Source organism: Kytococcus sedentarius DSM 20547 (assembly GCF_000023925.1).
Classification (GTDB): Bacteria; Actinomycetota; Actinomycetes; order Actinomycetales; family Dermatophilaceae; genus Kytococcus; species Kytococcus sedentarius.
The window spans coordinates 53657-70432 of record NC_013169.1; the positions used below are offsets into that span (position 1 = coordinate 53657).

The window sequence follows — 16776 nt, forward strand, 5'->3', positions numbered from 1 at the left end:
ACGGCCCCTCAGCCCGCGCGCACGCCGACCAGCGCGACCGCCCCCGCCGCGGCGCCGACGAACCACCGCATCGGCCCCCGCACGCTCGCCGCCGCCACGCCCACCAGGCCGGCGGCCACCCCGTGGCTCGCGGCCACTCCCAGCCGGGCCGGCAGTCCCTCCTGGCCGGTCAGGGCGTCGTCCTCCACGTCGCGCGCAGCGTTCACCAGGTGCGCTGCCGCCCCCAGCGCCGCTCCCGCGACGGCGGGCCGCGCCGGCAATCCCCCGCCCCCACCCGCCCGGTGGGCGAGCACCGGCAGCGCCCCGAAGGCCACCGCCCACGGCACCGGGGACAGCACCGTCCGCTTGACCCCCAGGCTGTGCGCCACCCCCGGCACGACCACCAGGCCCAGCTGTGATGCGGCCAGCCCCCACCCCGTCCACCGCCCGGCCAGGGCGCTCATCAGCGCCGCGCACCCGGCCGCCCCCCACACCGTGGGCACCGAGACCGCGCCGGCCGCCACGGGCTTGTCGGTGCGCCCCACCCGGGCGTCGCGCTCCGCATCGAGGGCGTCGTTGACCCAGCCGATCACGAGCTGCCCCGACCCCACGGCCACCGACCACGCCGTCAGACGGGCGCCGCGCGCCACACCCACCGCCGGGCCCGATGCGGGCAGCGTCGCCCCGGCGCCGCGCCGGACCTCCCGTGCCGCGGCCACGGCCAGCGCGGTCCCCAGCCCCGTCACCATCACCGTCGGCAGGGGGTGGCAGGAGGCCGCGAGCGCCCGGGCCACGCGCAGGGACGGGCGGGGGGAGGTCGACATGCCGGCAGCGTAGGCGCGGCATAGGCTCGCTGCATGCCGGCCCCCTCGCGACTCCTCGCTGTCCACGTCGTCCCGGGGGGCCACAGCGCTCCCCAGTCCGAGGTGACGGATGCCGTCGCGGGGCTCCTGGGCGGTAGTGCCGGCGAGGAGCGGGTCCTGCGCCGCATCCACGCCAACGCCGGGGTGGACACGCGCTCGCTGGTGCTGCCGCTCGAGGCCTATGGCGCGTTGGACGGGTTCGGGACCGCGAACGACGCCTGGCTGGAGCACGCGCCCCGGCTGGCGGTCGAGGCCGTCAACGGTGCCCTGGCGCAGGCGGGGGTCGACGCCGCGGAGGTGGACGTGGTGGTCTCCACGACCGTCACCGGCATCGCGGTGCCCTCGCTGGAGGCGCGGATCGCCGTCGAGGTGGGTTTCCGCGAGGACGTCGTGCGGGTGCCGCTCTTCGGCCTCGGGTGCGTGGCCGGCGCGGCCGGTATCGCCCGCGTGCACGACCTGCTGGCCGGGCGCCCCGACGGGGTGGCGGTGCTGCTGGCCGTGGAACTGTGCTCGCTCACGGTGCAGCAGGGCGACGCCTCGCGCGCGAACATGGTTGCCTCCGGGCTGTTCGGTGACGGGGCGGCCGCCGTGGTGCTGGCCGGGCCCGAGCGGCGTGCGGCGGCGCCGGTGCCTGCGCCGTCGTCCCCGGCCCTGTCGTCCCGCGCCCCCCACCTCACCGTGGTCGCCTCGCGTAGCCGGCTCTACCCGGACACCCACCGCGCGATGGGGTGGGACGTCGGCGACGGTGGCCTGGGCATCGTGCTGGGCGCCGAGGTGCCCGACCTGGTGACGCAGAACGTCGGGGCCGACGTCCGGGCCTTCCTCGCCGACCACGGCCTGGCCCCGCAGGACATCGCCTTCCACGTGGCCCACCCGGGCGGCCCCAAGGTGCTGGAGGCGATGCAGGGGGCCCTGGGGGTGCCGCGCGAGGCGCTGGGCCTGACCTGGGACTCGTTGGCCGAGGTGGGCAACCTCTCCAGCGTCTCGGTGCTGCACGTGCTGGGCAAGACCCTCGCGGAGCGCCCACCGGACCCCGGCCAGTACGGCCTGCTGCTGGCGATGGGGCCGGGGTTCTGCGCCGAGCTGGTGCTGCTGCGGTGCGAGGAGGCGGCATGAGCCGGCTGCGCGGACGCCGCGTCCACCCGGCCTTCGCCGCCGTGCTGGGCGCGGTGGCCGTCGAGCGGGTGGTGGAGCTGGTGGTCGCGCGCCGACACGGTGCGTGGGCCCGCGAGCGGGGCGGTGTCGAGCACGGCGCCGGGCACTACCCGGTGATGGTGGCGCTCCACTCGGGCCTGTTGGCCGGCGCGCTGCTCGAGCACCGGCTGGTGGCGGGGCGCTTCCACCCGGGCCCGGCCCTCGTCGTCGGTGCGAGCCAAGCGCTGCGCTGGTGGTGCATCCGCAGCCTGGGCCCGTACTGGAACACGCGCGTGGTGGTGGTGCCCGGGCACGAGCTGGTGGCCTCCGGGCCGTACCGGTGGCTCCCACACCCCAACTACCTGGCCGTCGTCGCCGAGGGGGCGGCCCTGCCGCTGGCCGGCGGGGCGCGGTGGACCGCGGGGGTGTTCACCCTCGCCAACGCCGTCCTGCTGCGGCACCGCATCGCGGTGGAGGAGGCGGCGCTGGCGAGCGTGACCCCGTGAGCCCCGCCGGCGCCGCGGGGGCCGCGGGGGCCGACCTGCTCGTGGTCGGCGGCGGTCCGGCCGGGCTCGCGACGGCGCTGGTCGCCCACCGGGTGGGGATGTCGGTGCACGTGCTCGACCGGCGGCCGGGGGTGGTCGACAAGGCGTGCGGGGAGGGACTCATGCCCGGCGGGCTGGAGCGGTTGCAGGCGCTCGGGGTGGACCCGCCCGGTCACGTGCTCACCGGCATCGACTACGTCACCCCCGCGGGCCGGCGGGCGCAGGCCTCGTTCGCGAGCCCCGGCCGCGGGGTGCGGCGCACCGTCCTGCACGCCGCGATGCGGGCAGCGGCCCAGGACGCGGGGCTCACCATCGCCCACCGGCGCCTGGACGTCACCCGCGAGCTCGACGTCCGGGCCGACCACGTGCTCCTCGACGGCGCGCGGTACCGGTGGGTGGTGGGGGCCGACGGCCTGCACTCCGGGGTCCGGGAGCTCGTGGCCGCACCGGCGCGACGGCCGGCGGGGGCGGTGCCCGCCCGTGTGCTGCCGCGCCGGTACGGGCTGCGGGCCCACCTGCGCACGGCGCCGTGGACCAGCCAGGTGCAGGTGCGCTTCGGGGACGGCGTCGAGGCCTACCTGACCCCGGTGGCCGACGACCTACTGGGGGTGGCGCTGCTCTCCGCGCGGCGGGCCACGTTCGCCGACCACCTGTCCCGGCTGGGGGAGTTCGGACGCCACCTCGCCGCCCACCCGGCCTCCGACTGGGGCCCGGTCGCCGGTGCGGGGCCGCTGTGGCAGGCCGTCCCCCGGCGCGTGGCCGGGCCCGTGCTGCTGGTGGGGGACGCCGCGGGGTACGTGGACGCCCTCACCGGGGAGGGCGTCTCGTTGGCGCTGGCGCAGGCCCCGGCGCTGGTGGACTGCCTCGTGGCCGGGGACGCCCCGGCCTGGGAGCGGCGGTGGGCGCGGATGACGGCGGCCCACCGCATCGCGACCGCAACTTTGGTGGGAGCGGTCTCCCGGAGACCCACCCGGTCGGCGCTGTTGGGGGCGAGCACCACCTGGCCGGGGCTGTTCCAGCGCGTGGTGCGCTCGCTGGCCGACGCCTGAGTCGGCGGCACCGGCCCACATGGTCGGGCCGGGCGGGCCCGTACTGCCTCGTCGGCCTGCTCAGTCGGGCCGCGCGGTCGGACTGCTCAGTCGGACTGGTCTGCGGCCTCGGCGGGGAAGGCACTCGCGGCCCAGGTGGCGTGGATGGTGCCCAGGGTCTCGGCCTGCCGGGCGGCCGCAGCGGTGAGCTCCTCGAACTCCGCGCGGTCGAGCCCCAGCCGGTCGGCGTGCAGGGTCAGGGTCTCCCAGAGGGACAGCTTGCCCACCACGCCCGAACGCAGCAGCTCCACCTCCAGCAGCGGGCTCAGCGGGGACCGGCTCCCGAGGTGCTGGTTGGGCTTGAGGCGCCCCACCTTCTCGCCGGCCGCGGCCAGCGCCGTCTTGAGGCCGCTGCGCTCGGCGCCCAGCTGGCTGATCAGCTCCAGCAGGCGCTCGCGCTCCTGCGTGATCTGGCCGGTGAGGGTCTGCAGGTCGTCGTGGTGGGGGAGGTCGGTGTACTCCTCGGCCATCATCTCCAGGCGCTCCAGGGCGCCCGTCGCCCCGGTGGCGTGGTCGTTGAGGTAGGTGGTCCAGAGGTCCTGCTCAGCGTCAGTCAGCACGGTGTGGTCCATGCCGCCAGCCTTGCACGGCTGTCCGGTGCGCGCCTCCGCATGGCGGCACGACTGTCCGCGCGGTGCCCAGCCCTTCCCCCGGGAGGAACGATGAACCCCCTGTCCGCCGCCGTCCACGCCCTCGAGCAGCAACGTGCGCTCGATGCCGTCGCCGTCCCCGTCCGCGATCTCGTTGCCCGGAGGCCGAGGACGCCGCCGACCTGCTGGTGCTCACCGGCATCGCCGGGTACTTCCCGGCGGCCGCGACCGGCGCGCACGACTGGTCGCGCACCGACGGCCCGGCCACCCGGGTGGGGCTGGCGCACGCCGGGTTGAACGCGGTCGGCCTCGCGCTGCACCTCGGCTCGCTGGCGGCTCGCCGCGCCGGCAATCGCCCGTTGGGACTCGCCCTCTCGGCCGCGGGGCTCGGCGCCGTGGGCGTCGGCGGGTACCTCGGTGGGCACCTGGCGTACGTCAACGCGGTGGGCGTCCGCGGTACCAGTGAGCGCCACCCGGCCCGCGAGCTGCGCCCTCGTCCCACCACGGTCCGGGGCCACGTCTGAGGAGGGCCGGCATCACGCCGAGTTCGCACCATCCAAACGGCGTGTGATGTACTGCGGCGTCCTGTCGTCCCCTCCCACGGAGTCCTCTCATGATCCTCACCGGTCTGGTTACCGGCGCCCTGCTCGGATTCGTCCTGCAGCGGGGCCGCTTCTGCATCACCGGCGCTTTCCGCGACGTCTGGCTCAGCGGCTCCACCCGCTGGCTCACGGCGTTCGGCGTCGTCATCGCCCTGCACGCCATCGGCTACACGGCCCTCTCGGCCCTCGGGGTCGTCAACGCCCCTGTCGACCCCCTGCCGCTGGGCGCCGCCGTGGTCGGTGGCCTGATCTTCGGCGTCGGCATCATCGCCGCGGGCGGGTGCGCCACCGGCACCTACTACCGGGCCGGCGAGGGCCTGGTGGGCAGCTGGTTCGCACTCATCTTCTACGCCCTGTCCGCCGGTGCCATGAAGTACGGCCCGCTGGCCGGGTTCACCACCTGGTCCCGTGACCAGACGGTGGGCGCCACCACCATCGACGCCAGTCTGGGCCTGCCGGCCTGGGTGGTTGTCGGCGTCCTCTCGGTGGGTGTCGGCCTCGCCGTGCGCCACCACCTGCGGGCCGATGCGGCGCGCCCCCGCACCGCCGGCCTGCCCGCCCGTCGCTCCGGCGTGGCCCACCTGCTCACCGAGAAGCGGTGGCACCCCTTCGCCACGGCCGCCGTGGTAGCCGGCATCGCGCTGGCCGCCTGGCCCCTGAGCACCGCCGCCGGGCGGGTGGGCAGTCTGGGCATCACCACCCCCTCGGCCAAGCTGGGCAACTACCTGACCACGGGCGACCTGACGATGGTCGACTGGAGCGTGATGCTGGTGCTCGGCATCCTGGCCGGGTCGCTCGTTGCCGCCCTGGCCAGCGGCGAGTTCCGGGTGCGCGTGCCCGACTCCACCACCACGCTGCGCGCCATCGGCGGCGGCGTCCTGATGGGTGTGGGCGCCTCGCTGGCCGGCGGCTGCACCGTGGGCCACGGCATGGTCGCCACCGCCCAGCTGAGCTGGGAGGGCTGGATCGCCACGGGCGCCATGCTGCTCGGCGCCGGCCTGGGCGTCCGCTGGTTCATCCGCACCCGCGACGGTCGCGAGGCCGTGGCCGGCAGCTCGCCCCGGCCGACCCTCACGCCGGTGGACACCGCCGAGGGCGCCGGCGCCGATGCGGAGCCCGCTCCGCAGCGCACGCGTCCCGCCCCGGTGCTGACCAAGGTCGGCGACTGAGGACCGGGCGCCGTCCCCACATCCACGACCCACATCCCGACCCCCCAGGAGGTACCCGTGAGCACCTACACCCTCGACACCGCCGGCGACGTCTGCCCCTTCCCGCTGGTCGACGCCCGGGCCGCGATGGAGCAGCTCGCCCCCGGCGACGAGCTCCGCATCGACTTCGACTGCACCCAGGCCACCGAGAGCCTGCCGCAGTGGGCCGCCGAGGACGGCCACGAGGTCACGCACTTCGACCGCACCGGCGACGCCAGCTGGAGCATCACCGTGCGCAAGGCCGCCTGAGGCCGGCCGCCGCACCGGCCACACCGGCTGGTCACACGACGGCGCCGCCCCCGCATCGGATGTGGGGGCGGCGCCGTCGTGGTGCTGCGGGCGTCAGCCGGCGTCGGGCAGACGGTCGCCGGTCGCCGCGTCGAAGAGGTGGACGTGCTCCACCTTCGGCACCATCCACACCGTCTCGCCGGCACGCGGCGGGGTGCGGCCGTCGGCGCGCATGACGATGGTGTCGCTCGAGGCGTCCTCGTCGTCGTCCGCCTTCTCGGTCACGACGGTCTCCAGGGTGCCGCTCTCGTCGGCCAGCCGGCCGTAGACGTAGGCGTCGGCACCCAGCTCCTCGACGAGGTTGATGCGCACCTGCGCGCCCTCGCCCTGCTGGCCGAGCGTCATGTCCTCGGGGCGGATGCCGACGACGACGCCGGAGCCGGTCAGGGCGGCCTGCTGCTCGGAGGTGAGCTGGAAGGTCGACGCACCGAAGCGCACCGCGCCACCCTCGACCGGGGCGTGCACCAGGTTCATGCTCGGGGAGCCGATGAAGCCCGCCACGAACACGTTGCGGGGACGGTCGTACAGGGCGCGGGGGGTGTCCACCTGCATCAGCAGCCCGTCCTTGAGCACCGCCACGCGGTCACCCATGGTCATGGCCTCCACCTGGTCGTGCGTCACGTAGACGGTGGTGACCCCGAGCTCGCGGGTGAGCGAGGCGATCTGGGTGCGGGTCTGCACGCGCAGCTTGGCGTCCAGGTTGGACAGCGGCTCGTCCATGAGGAAGACCTTGGGGGAGCGCACGATCGCGCGCCCCATCGCCACGCGCTGGCGCTGCCCACCGGAGAGGGCCTTCGGCTTGCGGTCCAGGTAGGGGGTGAGATCCAGCAGCTCGGCGGCCTCCTCCACCCGCTGGTTGCGCTCGGCGGTGGGGACGCCGGCGATCTTCAGCGCGAAGCCCATGTTGTCGCGCACCGACATGTGCGGGTACAGGGCGTAGTTCTGGAAGACCATCGCGATGTCGCGGTCGCGGGGGGCCACGCCGGTGACGTCGGTCTCGCCGATGCGGATGCTGCCTTCGCTGACCTGCTCCAGCCCCGCGAGCATGCGCAGGGTGGTGGACTTGCCGCAGCCGGAGGGGCCGACCAGCACCAGGAACTCGCCGTCGGCGATCTCGAGGTCGAGCTTGTCGACGGCCGGGCGGGTCTGGCCGGGGTAGACGCAACTGACGGCGTCGTAGGTGACGGTTGCCATGGTGACTCTCTCTCCCGGCAGGTACGTGCCGGACGATCCGTTGGAAAGAAGGGGTGGAGCCGTGCTCGGTGAGCACGGATACAGCGTAGGCCAGCACGGGGGGCCCAGGGGCTAGATTGGGGCCATGAGCCAGGGTCCGCAGTTCAACCCGTCCAGTCAGCCCGGCCCGGGGGCCACCTCGTGGGGAGCGGGCTCCGGACCCGTGCCGCCGGCGCCGGGGGGCTACCCGGGCGACGGCTACCGACGGCTCCGTGAGCAGCACCCCGAGGCGGTCGCGGTCTTCGTGCTGGGCCTGGTCTCGGTGCTCATGCTCTGGCCGCTGGGTTTCCTCGCCTGGATCATGGGCAACAAGGCGATGCGGGACGTCCGCGACCGCCCCGGCGTCTACGAGAACGAGAACCTGATCGTCGCCGGCCGCATCCTCGGCATCGTCGCGGCGGTGTTGACCATCCTGTTCGCGGTCTTCTTCGTCGGGATGATGGTCCTCGGCCTCACGGTGCCGCTGTTGGTGGCGACGGGGATCGGCGCGGCCTGACGTGGGACGGGGCGCCCACCGTGGTCGGTGGGCGCCCCGTGGGGGTGGTGGCGGGCTGGCCGCCGGGGATCCGATCAGCCGATGAGGCCGAGCTCCGCTGCCAGGAAGAGCAGCGTGAAGCCACCGAGGAAGGCCAGACCGACCCAGGCCAGGATCCGCAGGGTGTTCGACAGGTGGTCCTGACGGCGCACCAGCTGGAAGTTCAGCCACGCGAAGATCGGCGCCATGATGAAGGCGGCGACCATCGCGAAGCGCAGCAGCTCGCCCATCTGGGCGCTGAACCACACGATGATGCCCAGGGCCACTAGGGCGATGCCGGTGCTCCACACCATCACGGCCTGGCGGCCGGCGCCGCCCTCACCCCGGCGGATGAGGTGCATGGACTCGGCACAGGCGCGGCCGTAGCCGTCGACCACCGCGATGGTGGTTCCGTACATCACCACGAAGGCGAGCAGCGCCATCAGCGGACGGGCCCACTCGCCCATCGTGTTGGTGTACATGGTGATCAGCTGCGGGATGTATGCGCCACCGGCGCTCTGGATCTGGGTGCCGGTGCCGAACTGCACCAACGCACCGAGGGCGATGAAGAACACGGCCAGGATGGCGCTGATGACGTAGCCGACGTTGAAGTCGAAGATGACGTCGCGCGCGTTGGCGGGGCGGAAGCGCTGCTTCTCTGCGATCCACAGGGACTGCAGGGCCGAGATCTCGATGGGGGCGGGCATCCAGCCGATCAGGGCCACCAGGAAGGGCAGGGCGACCAGCGTCCACGGGCTCGGGGCCACCGCATCGGCAGCACCCTGGGCGCCCTTCGAGGCGGCGACGATCACCGTGACGACCGTGACGACGGTGAGGATGGTGATGATCAGCTTGGTGAGCTTGTCCAGCACCGGGAACCGGCCGGCCAGCAGGATCAACCAGACCGAGGCCATCATCAGCGCCGCGACCCACGGGACGCTCAGGCCCCAGGAGGTGGGGAGCGCGAACTTCAGGATGACCGCACAGAGGATGCCGACACCGGCGGCGGAGATGACCGACGACACGGCACAGAAGACGAAGAAGACCCACAGGGTGACGCGACCCTTGCGGGCGTAGCCCTGGACGAGGCTCTCACCGGTCTCGGCGGTGTACTGGGCACCGAACCGGAAGAAGGGGTACTTCATCAGCAGGGCGAAGAGCACCAGGCCGACGAGCTGCCACTGGTAGAGGGCGCCGGCCTGGGTGGAGCTGACCAGGTGGGAGCCACCGATGGCGGCGGACGCCATGAGCAGGCCGGGGCCGAGGGCGGACAGACGGGACTTCCAGGAGGACTGCTCCTGGACGGGAGGATGGGTTGCGGTCGCCATGCCCCACCCTGACACGGCACAAACCCTGCTCCTGCGCAACCGGAGGGTCGCGGGCGAATCTGTTGCCGATTCTTTACGTGGCGGGCTGGGTGACGGGGGTCTCCTCGCCCATCTCCTCGAGCTCCTTGCCCTTGGTCTCCTCGATCACCTTGAACACGAACAGGAAGGACAGGGCCGCGAAGGCCGCGTACAGGCCGTAGGCGAGCACCAGCGAGGTGCTCGCGAGCCAGGGGAAGGTGGTGGTGATGACGAAGTTCGCCAACCACTGCGCGGCCGCGGCCACGCCCAGGGCCATGCCGCGGATGCTGTTGGGGAACATCTCGCCCAGCAGCACCCACACCATCGGGCCCCAGGTGGCGCCGAAGGAGACCACGAAGGCGTTGGCGGCCACCAGGGCGATGACGCCCCAGGGCTCGGGAAGACTGACCGACTGGTCCGGGCCGGACCCCTCGGTGACGGCCTGGGAGAAGGCCACGGCCATGGTGCCCAGCGACAGGGCCATGCCCGCCGAACCCCACAGCAGGAGCCGGCGACGGCCGATCTTGTCCACGAGCAGGATGGCCACGATGGTCACCACGATGTTCGTGATCGAGGTGATGACGTTGATCATGAGGGACTGGGACTCCTCGAAGCCGACGGCCTGCCACAGGGTGGAGCCGTAGTAGAAGATGACGTTGATGCCGACGAACTGCTGGAAGACGCTCAGCAGGATGCCCGCCCAGACGATGGGCTTGAGGCCGGCGGCGGCACCCTTCAGGTCCGCGAGCGACTGCTTGCGCTCCCGGTACAACGAGCGGCGGATCTCCTCGATCTTGCGCTGCGCCGCACCCTTGCCGCGAATGCCCACGACGTCGCGCAGCACCTCGCCGGCCTTCTTCAGGTCACCGGTGTTCACCAGGTAGCGCGGCGACTCAGGGATGCTCAGCGCCAGGGCGCCGTAGAGCACGGCCGGGACGAGCTCGGAGGCGAACATCCAGCGCCACGCCTCACGGTCCATCCACAGCACCTCGGCGGCGCCGCCCGCGGCGTCGGCCAGGTAGGCGTCCACGAGCAGGGCGATGAAGATGCCGATCACGATGGCGAGCTGCTGCAGGGAGCCCAGGCGGCCACGCACGGCCGCCGGCGAGATCTCGGCGATGTAGGCCGGGGCCAGCACCGAGGCCATGCCCACGCCGGCGCCCCCGACGAAGCGCCAGAAGATGAGGTCCCACGGGCCGAAGCACAGGGCGGACCCGATGGCCGATGCGGTGAACAGCACGGACGCCACCACCATCGCCCGGGTGCGTCCCACCTTGTCGGCGAAGGTGCCGGCGAACCAGGCACCCACCATCGCGCCGAGCAGGGCGCAGGAGACGACGAAGCCGATGAGGACATCGGACAGACCGAACTCCTCCTGGATGGCGTTGACGCCGCCGTTGATGACCGAGGAGTCGAAGCCGAAGAGGAAGCCACCCAGGGCGGCGACCATCGACAGCATCACGACCTTGCCGGTCAGGGCGTCCTTCTCCGCGGGCTCGTTCCCCGTGGGGTTCCCGTCACGTGCGCCGTCCGCGGCGTGGGCTGCAGTGCTCATGCGGCACATCCTCCCCCTGCCGGGGCGGTGCCGCAGGCCGACGTGGCCGGGCAGGGGAGACTCTGCTGGCTCAGGGGTTTGCAGTCAGCTCCAGGAAGGCGCCCAGGGCCAGCAGGTCCCGCGGGGAGGCCGGGGCGATGTCGGTCAGCGCCCGCGAGCGCACCACGTACGCGGCGACCTGACCGCGGGAGATGGCCACGTTGAGACGGTGGACATCGAACAGAAAGGCCATGCCGCGGGAGACCCGGTCGCGCGCGGAGGCGGTCATGGAGAGCACCACCACCGGGGCCTCCTGGCCCTGGAAGGCGTCGACCGTTCCCACGGGCGTGTCCGGGAAACCGGCCTGGGACAGGCGGTTCCGCAGCAGGTTCACCTGGGCGTTGTACGGCGCCACCACCAGCACGTCCGCGGCGGACAGCGGGCGCTCGCGGCGCCCCGGCTCGGCACCGGTGTCGGTGAACCGGCGCCCGACGAGGTCGGCGACGAGGGCCACCACCGCGTCGGCCTCCTCCGGGCTCGCCACGGAGTTGTCCTCGTGCTCCACCACCCGCACGTGGAGCCCCGGTTCCACGCCTTCTACCGAGCGCCCGGTGGTGACCTCGTCGTGCGAGCCCAGCCGGCCGTCGTAGGCCAGGGTCGAGACCCGCTCGGTGAGGGCCGGGTGCATGCGCCAGGTGGTGTCCAGGAAGTAGCCGTACCGCTGCGGCAGCACGCGCTCGGACCCGATCAGCCACCCCAGCGCCGAGGCGTCCAGGGGCTCGGGGTGGATGCCCTGGGAGACCTGGGGAAGCTGCTGCGGGTCGCCCAGGAGCAGCAGGTTCCGAGCCACTCGCGAGCAGGCCAGCAGCGGGGCCAGGGAGAACTGCCCGGCCTCGTCGACCACCAGCAGGTCGAGGCACTCGGGCAGCAGGTCGGGGTGGCTGAAGGTCCAGGCGGTGCCGCCGACCACGAAGCCGTGCCCCGCATCGAGTTGTTCGGTGATCCACGCCGGGGTGGAGCCGCTGCGCAGGGAGGTCCAGCAGGTGGCGCCGTCGGCGGGTCGGCCGGCGGCCGGGGCCTTGCCCACGCGCACGTCCGGCACGCCGGCTCTCACGCAGCCGGCCAGGAAGTTCTCCACCGCCGCGTGGGACTGCGCCACGACGCCGATCCGCCACCCGGCCTGCACCAGTGAGCGGACCACGCGGGAGCCGAGGTAGGTCTTGCCCGTGCCCGGGGGCCCCTGGACGGCGAGGTAGCTGTTCTGCAGCAGGCCGACCGCCGCCGTCACCGCATCGAGCGGGGTGTCGATGCCGGGCTCGCCCACCTGCGGCAGCAGCGTGGGTGCCGGGGGAGCATCGTCGATGCTGGCGGGGGCCTCCCCATCGAGCCGCGGCGGGCGCCGGGCCAGCAGGTCCAGCCCGGCCGATGCGGGGAGCACGGGCTGGGCGGCCGGCTCGCCGGGGGTGGCCGCGCTGGTCGCGCTGGCAGACAGCGCTGCCGCTGCGAGGTCGAGCAGGGCGGCGTCGAGGTTCTTGGTCCCCGGGGGTGCGGTGGGCCCGAAACCCACCGGGAGGCAGTCGGTCTCGGGGATGCCCGGCCGGTTCGCCGACCCCTTGGGGCGCGCGAGCTCGAGGGTGCAGACCTCCAGCCCGGTCGCGGTGTCGGAGTGCGAGTCCAGCACCTCGGCCGCCGAGGGCCACTGGGCGTGCGGGTACCCGGGCTCGCACTCCAGGCCGTCGGGCAGGGGCGACCCGAAGACGGGAACCAGGCTGGTGCCGGCGGCCAGCGGACGCCCCCCGGTGTCCACGCGGGCGGTCAGGGTGCGCCGCGGGTTGCTGCGGGGGGTCGGTTGGTACCAGTCCGAGGTCCACTCGGCGCGATCGACCGCCAGGACGTCCCCGGTCAGCGGCCACTCGGCCACCGGCAGCGCGAGTCGCTCGAAGTGGGCCCACCAGTGCGGCTTGTGCTCCCGGCGGTAGTACTGCGGTGCCGAGCCGAGCATGGTCAGCGCCTGCTCGGCCGCGGTCCGCTCGCCGCGCGGCGGCAGGTCCAGGGCCCCGAACGCGTCCTCCACCCGCTGCGCTGCCACCCACCGGTCGGGCGTGAGGGCCGGGGCGTCGGTCCCGGGCAGGGTGCCGTCACCGCGGGCGGCGGTGTCGTCGGTCCCGGTGGGAGCGGCGGTCCCGTCGACCCCCGAGGGCGCGTCGGTCCCGGTGTCGGGCTGCGGGGTGTCGGGCTGGCCCTGCTCCTGCCGGTGCTGGCGGTACCTCTCCAGCAGCCAGTCGCGCAGCCGCCAGGTGGACTCGCAGTCCAGCTCGTTGTACGCCCGGATGCGCTCGAGCAGCTCGGACGCCCTGGCGGTGTCCCCGGCGTCACGGGCGCTGCAGTAGCGCTGGTACTCCACGATCGAGTCCGCCCCGCCGGTCACCCCATCGGCACCCCGGGCCGGCATGTAGAGCGGTTCGAGCTTCTTGATGGAGTACGTCGGCTGGCTCACGCGGATGCCGGCGCGCACGGTGGCGTAGAGGTCCACGAACACGTGCTGGCGCAGCAGGTCGTCGAGCTCCTCGGTGCCGGTTCCGTGGGCTGCCGTCAGCCGCTTCAGGGCCGTCACCTCGTAGGCCGCGTAGTGGTAGACGTGCAGCCCCGGGTACGCGCGGCGCCGGGCCGCGAGCCAGCCGAGGAAGTCAGCCAGGGCCTGCTTCTCGCCGGCGCGGTCGTGCGCCCACCAGGCGCGGTAGCGGGCCCCGGCCGCGTCCGGCGGGCCGTAGGCGCCGGGGTCGTCACCCGCGGTGTCCAGCACCTCCACCCCGAACAGGTACTCCAGGCCAGCCGGCGCCCCGGCGTGGGGGCGCCACAGCGGGTCGCCCTCGAAGTCGAAGAAGACGTCCCCGGGGCTGGGCTCGGGCAGGGCGTCCAGGGCCTCCGCGGAGACCACCTCGCTGAGCACCACCTCCGGCGCGTGGGGATCCTGCGTCCTGGCCTCCGCGGTGAGCTCGCGGGCTCGGACCTGCAGGGCTGCCTGGTCACGCAGCGTGGCGAAGTCGGACTCCCGCATGCCCCGCGGGCCCGTGGTCGCTGCCGCCAGCTCCGCCATGGTGGTGATGCCGCGTCCGTGCAGCAGCTTGCGCCGCGCCAGGGACATGCGGGCCACGCCCAGCAGGTCGTCGGCCGCAGCGGCCCGCGGTGTGCAGACCTCGCAGCGGCCGCAGGCACCGATCCCCGGCGCGCCCCACTCCACGGCCTCCCCGTCACGACCTCCGACCCCGTGCTCCCGCAGCAGGCGCGAGAGCCGCGCCCAGCGGTCCCGCATCACGGCCACCGTCGGGCCCAGCGGGTGCGACTCCACCGCGCCGGTCCCCAGCACCAGGTCCACCTCGGGGGCCACTGCCACCCCCTGCTCGGCCAGGGCGTGGGCGTAGGCGGCCACCTGCAGCATCGAGGCCACGGTCGAGTGGGCCGCCAGCTTCGTGTCGCCCACCCGCCAGCCCTGCGGCGTGCGGACCACGAAGTCGGCCAACCCCGACAGCGGGGCCAACGGCTGGCCGTCGGCGCCGGCCCCGGTCAGCAGCACCGGCGCCTGGTGCACCACCTGCACCGCCGGCTCGGCGCACCGCTGCACCGTCCACGCCATCCCCTCCTCGAGCGCCTGCCGGGAGAAGCCCCGCGGACGCTCACCCACCACCACGCCGCCGGGGTGCAGCTGCTGCAGCCGGGCGAGCTCCCGCTCCTCGTGGACGTTCCCCAGCTCGGCGAGGCGTTCGGCCATCGGGTCCTCGAGGACCTCACGGGGAGACCGGCCCAGGGTCACGTCCAGCCGGTGCAACAGGGCGAACTCGCACTCGCTGGCGACCCGCAGGTCCTGCGCGCTCGTGGCGAGCGACCCGTCATCGAGGAGGAACATGCGCCCACCCTAGGGGCGAGCACCGACAGCCCCGCCGAGCTCGCTCGACGGGGCCGTCAGGGGGTGGCTGCGCTCAGCGACGCCCGGGCAGGCGCGGGCGCCAGCGGCTCAGCGGGGAGTCGTCACCGGTGTGGCGCACGCTCTTCCTCGCCGGGTCCGTGGCGCGGGGGCTGAGCGTCTCGATGGCGTCCACCACCTCCACGTCCGGGTACTCCGGCGCCCACATGAGCTTCTCGATCTCCGCGCGCGGGTTCTCCAGCTCCAGGGTGGCCACGCCCTCCTCCACGGCGGCGGCAGCCACGCGCTCGGCGACGGCCGCGGAGACCGACCGGAGCTCCCGCATCGAGGGGAGGATGGCCGCGCCCTCCACACCGACGGCGGTCATCTCGGCCACCGCCTGGGCGGCGGCGGTGATCATGCCGTCGGTCAGGCGGGTGGCGCGCACCGCGATGGTGCCCAGCCCCATGCCCGGGAAGACCAGGGCGTTGTTCGCCTGGGCGATGGTGTGGGTCACCTCGTCGCGCACCACGGGCTTGAAGGGCGAGCCGGTGGCGATGAGGGCCTTGCCGTCGGTCCACTCCATCAGGTCCTCCGGCACGGCCTCGGCCTTGGAGGTCGGGTTGCTCAGCGGCAGGATGATCGGCCGCTCGCAGCCCTCGGCCATGGTGCGCACGAGCTGCTCGTGGAAGGCGCCGGCCTGCGCGGAGGTGCCGATGAGGATGGTGGGCTGCACCCGGCGGACGACCTCATCGAGGGAGTAGTTGCCGGCCTCGTCGGCCTCCCACTCGGCCAGCTCGGCGGCGTCGCGGGCGTAGCGCTCCTGGAAGGGGCGCATCTTCCCGCCGGTGTGGATCAGGCCGCGGCTGCCCAGGCCCCAGAAGCGCTGCGTGGCCTCGTCGGGGTCAAGGCCCTCGCTGATCATGATGTCCCGCATGAGGTCGGCGATGCCGATGCCGGCGGTGCCCGCGCCGTGGATGACCACGCGCTGCTCGGAGAGCTGCTCGTGCTTGGTCTTGCACGCCGCCAGGGCGGAGGCCACCACGATCGCGGCGGTGCCCTGGATGTCGTCGTTGAAGGTGCAGACCTGGTCGCGGTAGCGCTCGAGGATCTGGTGGGCGTTGGTGGCGCCGAAGTCCTCCCAGTGCAGCAGGGCCGTGGGGAAGCGCTCCTGCACGGCCTCCACGAAGGAGGCAATGAACTCGTCGTACTCCTCGCCGCGCACGCGCTCGCGGCGCAGACCCAGGTAGTTCGGGTCGTGCAGCAGGGCCAGGTTGTCGGTGCCGACGTCGAGCACCACCGGGAGCACCCGCAGGGGGTGTATGCCGGCGGCGGTCGTGTAGACGGCCGACTTGCCGATGGCGATGCGGATGCCGCCGACGCCCTGGTCGCCGATGCCGAGGATGCCCTCGGAGTCCGTGACCACCACGATGTCGACGTCGTCCGGGCCGTTGCCGTAGGCGGCCAGGGCGGTGGCGATGCTCTCGGCGTCCGCACCGTCCTCGATGGACAGGTAGATGCCTCGCTGCCGGTCGAAGGTGGAGGAGAACTGCTGGATCGCCTCACCCACGGTGGGGGTGTAGATGATCGGCATCATCTCCTCGAGGTGCTCGGCCACGAGGCGGTGGAAGAGGATCTCGTTGAGGTCTTGCAGCGTGTTCAGGTACACGTACTTGGCCAAGTTGGTCGGCTGCATCTGGAACTGGCCGTAGCAGCGGCGCACCTGGTCGTCGATGCTGTTGACCGCCGGGGGGATCAGTCCGCGCAGGCCGAGGGCGTCGCGCTGCTCGGTGGTGAACGCGGACCCGCGGTTGAGCATCGGGCGGGCGAGGACCTGCCGGCCGCGGACGGCGATCTGGACGGTCTCGTGGCCGTCTTCGTTGCGGAACTGGAACTGGCGCGGCATGGTAGTCTCCCGGTCGGTCGTCCTCGGTGCGGCACTGCACCCTCA

The 16776-nt window shown here is 73.6% G+C and carries 14 protein-coding genes; 7 read left to right on the forward strand and 7 right to left on the reverse strand.

Features of this window, described 5'->3' with window-relative positions; translation table 11 throughout:
- Positions 1 to 8 precede the first annotated feature (8 nt).
- The gene (locus KSED_RS00250; RefSeq protein ID WP_012801565.1) at positions 9 to 803 is read right to left on the reverse strand and encodes a UbiA family prenyltransferase; all 795 of its coding nucleotides are present in this window, start codon (positions 801 to 803) and stop codon (positions 9 to 11) included.
- 33 nt (positions 804 to 836) lie between these two features.
- On the opposite strand from KSED_RS00250, the gene KSED_RS00255 reads away from it, so the two are divergent.
- The 3 genes from KSED_RS00255 to KSED_RS00265 are packed head-to-tail and all read left to right on the forward strand — an operon-like array spanning position 837 to position 3570.
- Positions 837 to 1958 (forward strand): type III polyketide synthase, encoded by a 1122-nt coding sequence (locus KSED_RS00255; protein ID WP_012801566.1) that lies wholly within the window; start codon positions 837 to 839, stop codon positions 1956 to 1958.
- Positions 1955 to 2482 (forward strand): isoprenylcysteine carboxyl methyltransferase family protein, encoded by a 528-nt coding sequence (locus KSED_RS00260; RefSeq protein ID WP_012801567.1) that lies wholly within the window; start codon positions 1955 to 1957, stop codon positions 2480 to 2482. Before KSED_RS00255 ends, KSED_RS00260 begins: the two co-directional genes overlap by 4 nt.
- Positions 2479 to 3570 carry an NAD(P)/FAD-dependent oxidoreductase gene (locus KSED_RS00265; RefSeq protein WP_012801568.1) on the forward strand — a complete coding sequence of 364 codons (1092 nt, stop codon included), beginning with the start codon at positions 2479 to 2481 and terminating at the stop codon, positions 3568 to 3570. The genes KSED_RS00260 and KSED_RS00265 overlap by 4 nt, the downstream gene beginning before the upstream one ends.
- Positions 3571 to 3656: 86 nt before the next feature.
- Here KSED_RS00265 and KSED_RS00270 read toward each other — a convergent pair whose 3' ends face one another.
- The gene (locus tag KSED_RS00270) at positions 3657 to 4181 is read right to left on the reverse strand and encodes a hypothetical protein (protein WP_012801569.1); all 525 of its coding nucleotides are present in this window, start codon (positions 4179 to 4181) and stop codon (positions 3657 to 3659) included.
- 62 nt (positions 4182 to 4243) lie between these two features.
- Between KSED_RS00270 and KSED_RS00275 the strand changes: the two genes are divergently transcribed.
- From KSED_RS00275 to KSED_RS00285, 3 genes are all read left to right on the forward strand, one after another.
- Positions 4244 to 4723 (forward strand): DUF2231 domain-containing protein, encoded by a 480-nt coding sequence (locus KSED_RS00275; RefSeq protein WP_308699668.1) that lies wholly within the window; start codon positions 4244 to 4246, stop codon positions 4721 to 4723.
- An 89-nt stretch (positions 4724 to 4812) separates the two neighbouring features.
- Entirely contained in the window at positions 4813 to 5970 is a 1158-nt protein-coding gene (locus KSED_RS00280; protein ID WP_012801571.1) for a YeeE/YedE family protein, read from the forward strand.
- A 57-nt stretch (positions 5971 to 6027) separates the two neighbouring features.
- Positions 6028 to 6258, forward strand: a complete 231-nt coding sequence (locus tag KSED_RS00285) for a sulfurtransferase TusA family protein (RefSeq protein WP_012801572.1) — start codon at positions 6028 to 6030, stop codon at positions 6256 to 6258.
- A gap of 93 nt (positions 6259 to 6351) precedes the next feature.
- Here KSED_RS00285 and KSED_RS00290 read toward each other — a convergent pair whose 3' ends face one another.
- Entirely contained in the window at positions 6352 to 7491 is a 1140-nt protein-coding gene (locus KSED_RS00290; protein ID WP_012801573.1) for an ABC transporter ATP-binding protein, read from the reverse strand.
- A 124-nt stretch (positions 7492 to 7615) separates the two neighbouring features.
- Here KSED_RS00290 and KSED_RS00295 point away from each other — a divergent pair, with 124 nt between their 5' ends.
- The gene (locus tag KSED_RS00295; protein WP_012801574.1) at positions 7616 to 8026 is read left to right on the forward strand and encodes a DUF4190 domain-containing protein; all 411 of its coding nucleotides are present in this window, start codon (positions 7616 to 7618) and stop codon (positions 8024 to 8026) included.
- A 74-nt stretch (positions 8027 to 8100) separates the two neighbouring features.
- On the opposite strand, the gene KSED_RS00300 is transcribed toward KSED_RS00295, so the two are convergent.
- The 4 genes from KSED_RS00300 to KSED_RS00315 all read right to left on the reverse strand — a co-directional run bounded on the left by KSED_RS00300 (position 8101) and on the right by KSED_RS00315 (position 16731).
- A complete protein-coding gene (locus KSED_RS00300) occupies positions 8101 to 9372 on the reverse strand; it encodes an NRAMP family divalent metal transporter (RefSeq protein WP_012801575.1) in 1272 nt (423 codons plus the stop codon).
- Positions 9373 to 9445: 73 nt separating this feature from the next.
- Positions 9446 to 10945 (reverse strand): sugar porter family MFS transporter, encoded by a 1500-nt coding sequence (locus KSED_RS00305; RefSeq protein WP_012801576.1) that lies wholly within the window; start codon positions 10943 to 10945, stop codon positions 9446 to 9448.
- Positions 10946 to 11015: 70 nt separating this feature from the next.
- Positions 11016 to 14828, reverse strand: coding sequence for a TM0106 family RecB-like putative nuclease (locus KSED_RS00310; protein WP_012801577.1), 3813 nt, complete (start codon positions 14826 to 14828; stop codon positions 11016 to 11018).
- Positions 14829 to 14901: 73 nt separating this feature from the next.
- Entirely contained in the window at positions 14902 to 16731 is a 1830-nt protein-coding gene (locus tag KSED_RS00315) for an NAD-dependent malic enzyme (RefSeq protein WP_012801578.1), read from the reverse strand.
- Positions 16732 to 16776: the final 45 nt, after the last annotated feature.

Bases quoted from the DNA above. Each gene is read 5' to 3' on its own strand.
- KSED_RS00290 (WP_012801573.1), bottom strand. From the start codon at position 7,491: ATGGCAACCGTCACCTACGACGCCGTCAGTTGCGTCTACCCCGGCCAG.
- KSED_RS00300 (WP_012801575.1), bottom strand. From the start codon at position 9,372: ATGGCGACCGCAACCCATCCTCCCGTCCAGGAGCAGTCCTCCTGGAAG.
- KSED_RS00260 (WP_012801567.1), top strand. From the start codon at position 1,955: ATGAGCCGGCTGCGCGGACGCCGCGTCCACCCGGCCTTCGCCGCCGTG.
- KSED_RS00270 (WP_012801569.1), bottom strand. From the start codon at position 4,181: ATGGACCACACCGTGCTGACTGACGCTGAGCAGGACCTCTGGACCACC.
- KSED_RS00280 (WP_012801571.1), top strand. From the start codon at position 4,813: ATGATCCTCACCGGTCTGGTTACCGGCGCCCTGCTCGGATTCGTCCTG.
- KSED_RS00310 (WP_012801577.1), bottom strand. From the start codon at position 14,828: ATGTTCCTCCTCGATGACGGGTCGCTCGCCACGAGCGCGCAGGACCTG.
- KSED_RS00295 (WP_012801574.1), top strand. From the start codon at position 7,616: ATGAGCCAGGGTCCGCAGTTCAACCCGTCCAGTCAGCCCGGCCCGGGG.
- KSED_RS00250 (WP_012801565.1), bottom strand. From the start codon at position 803: ATGTCGACCTCCCCCCGCCCGTCCCTGCGCGTGGCCCGGGCGCTCGCG.
- KSED_RS00305 (WP_012801576.1), bottom strand. From the start codon at position 10,945: ATGAGCACTGCAGCCCACGCCGCGGACGGCGCACGTGACGGGAACCCC.
- KSED_RS00315 (WP_012801578.1), bottom strand. From the start codon at position 16,731: ATGCCGCGCCAGTTCCAGTTCCGCAACGAAGACGGCCACGAGACCGTC.
- KSED_RS00255 (WP_012801566.1), top strand. From the start codon at position 837: ATGCCGGCCCCCTCGCGACTCCTCGCTGTCCACGTCGTCCCGGGGGGC.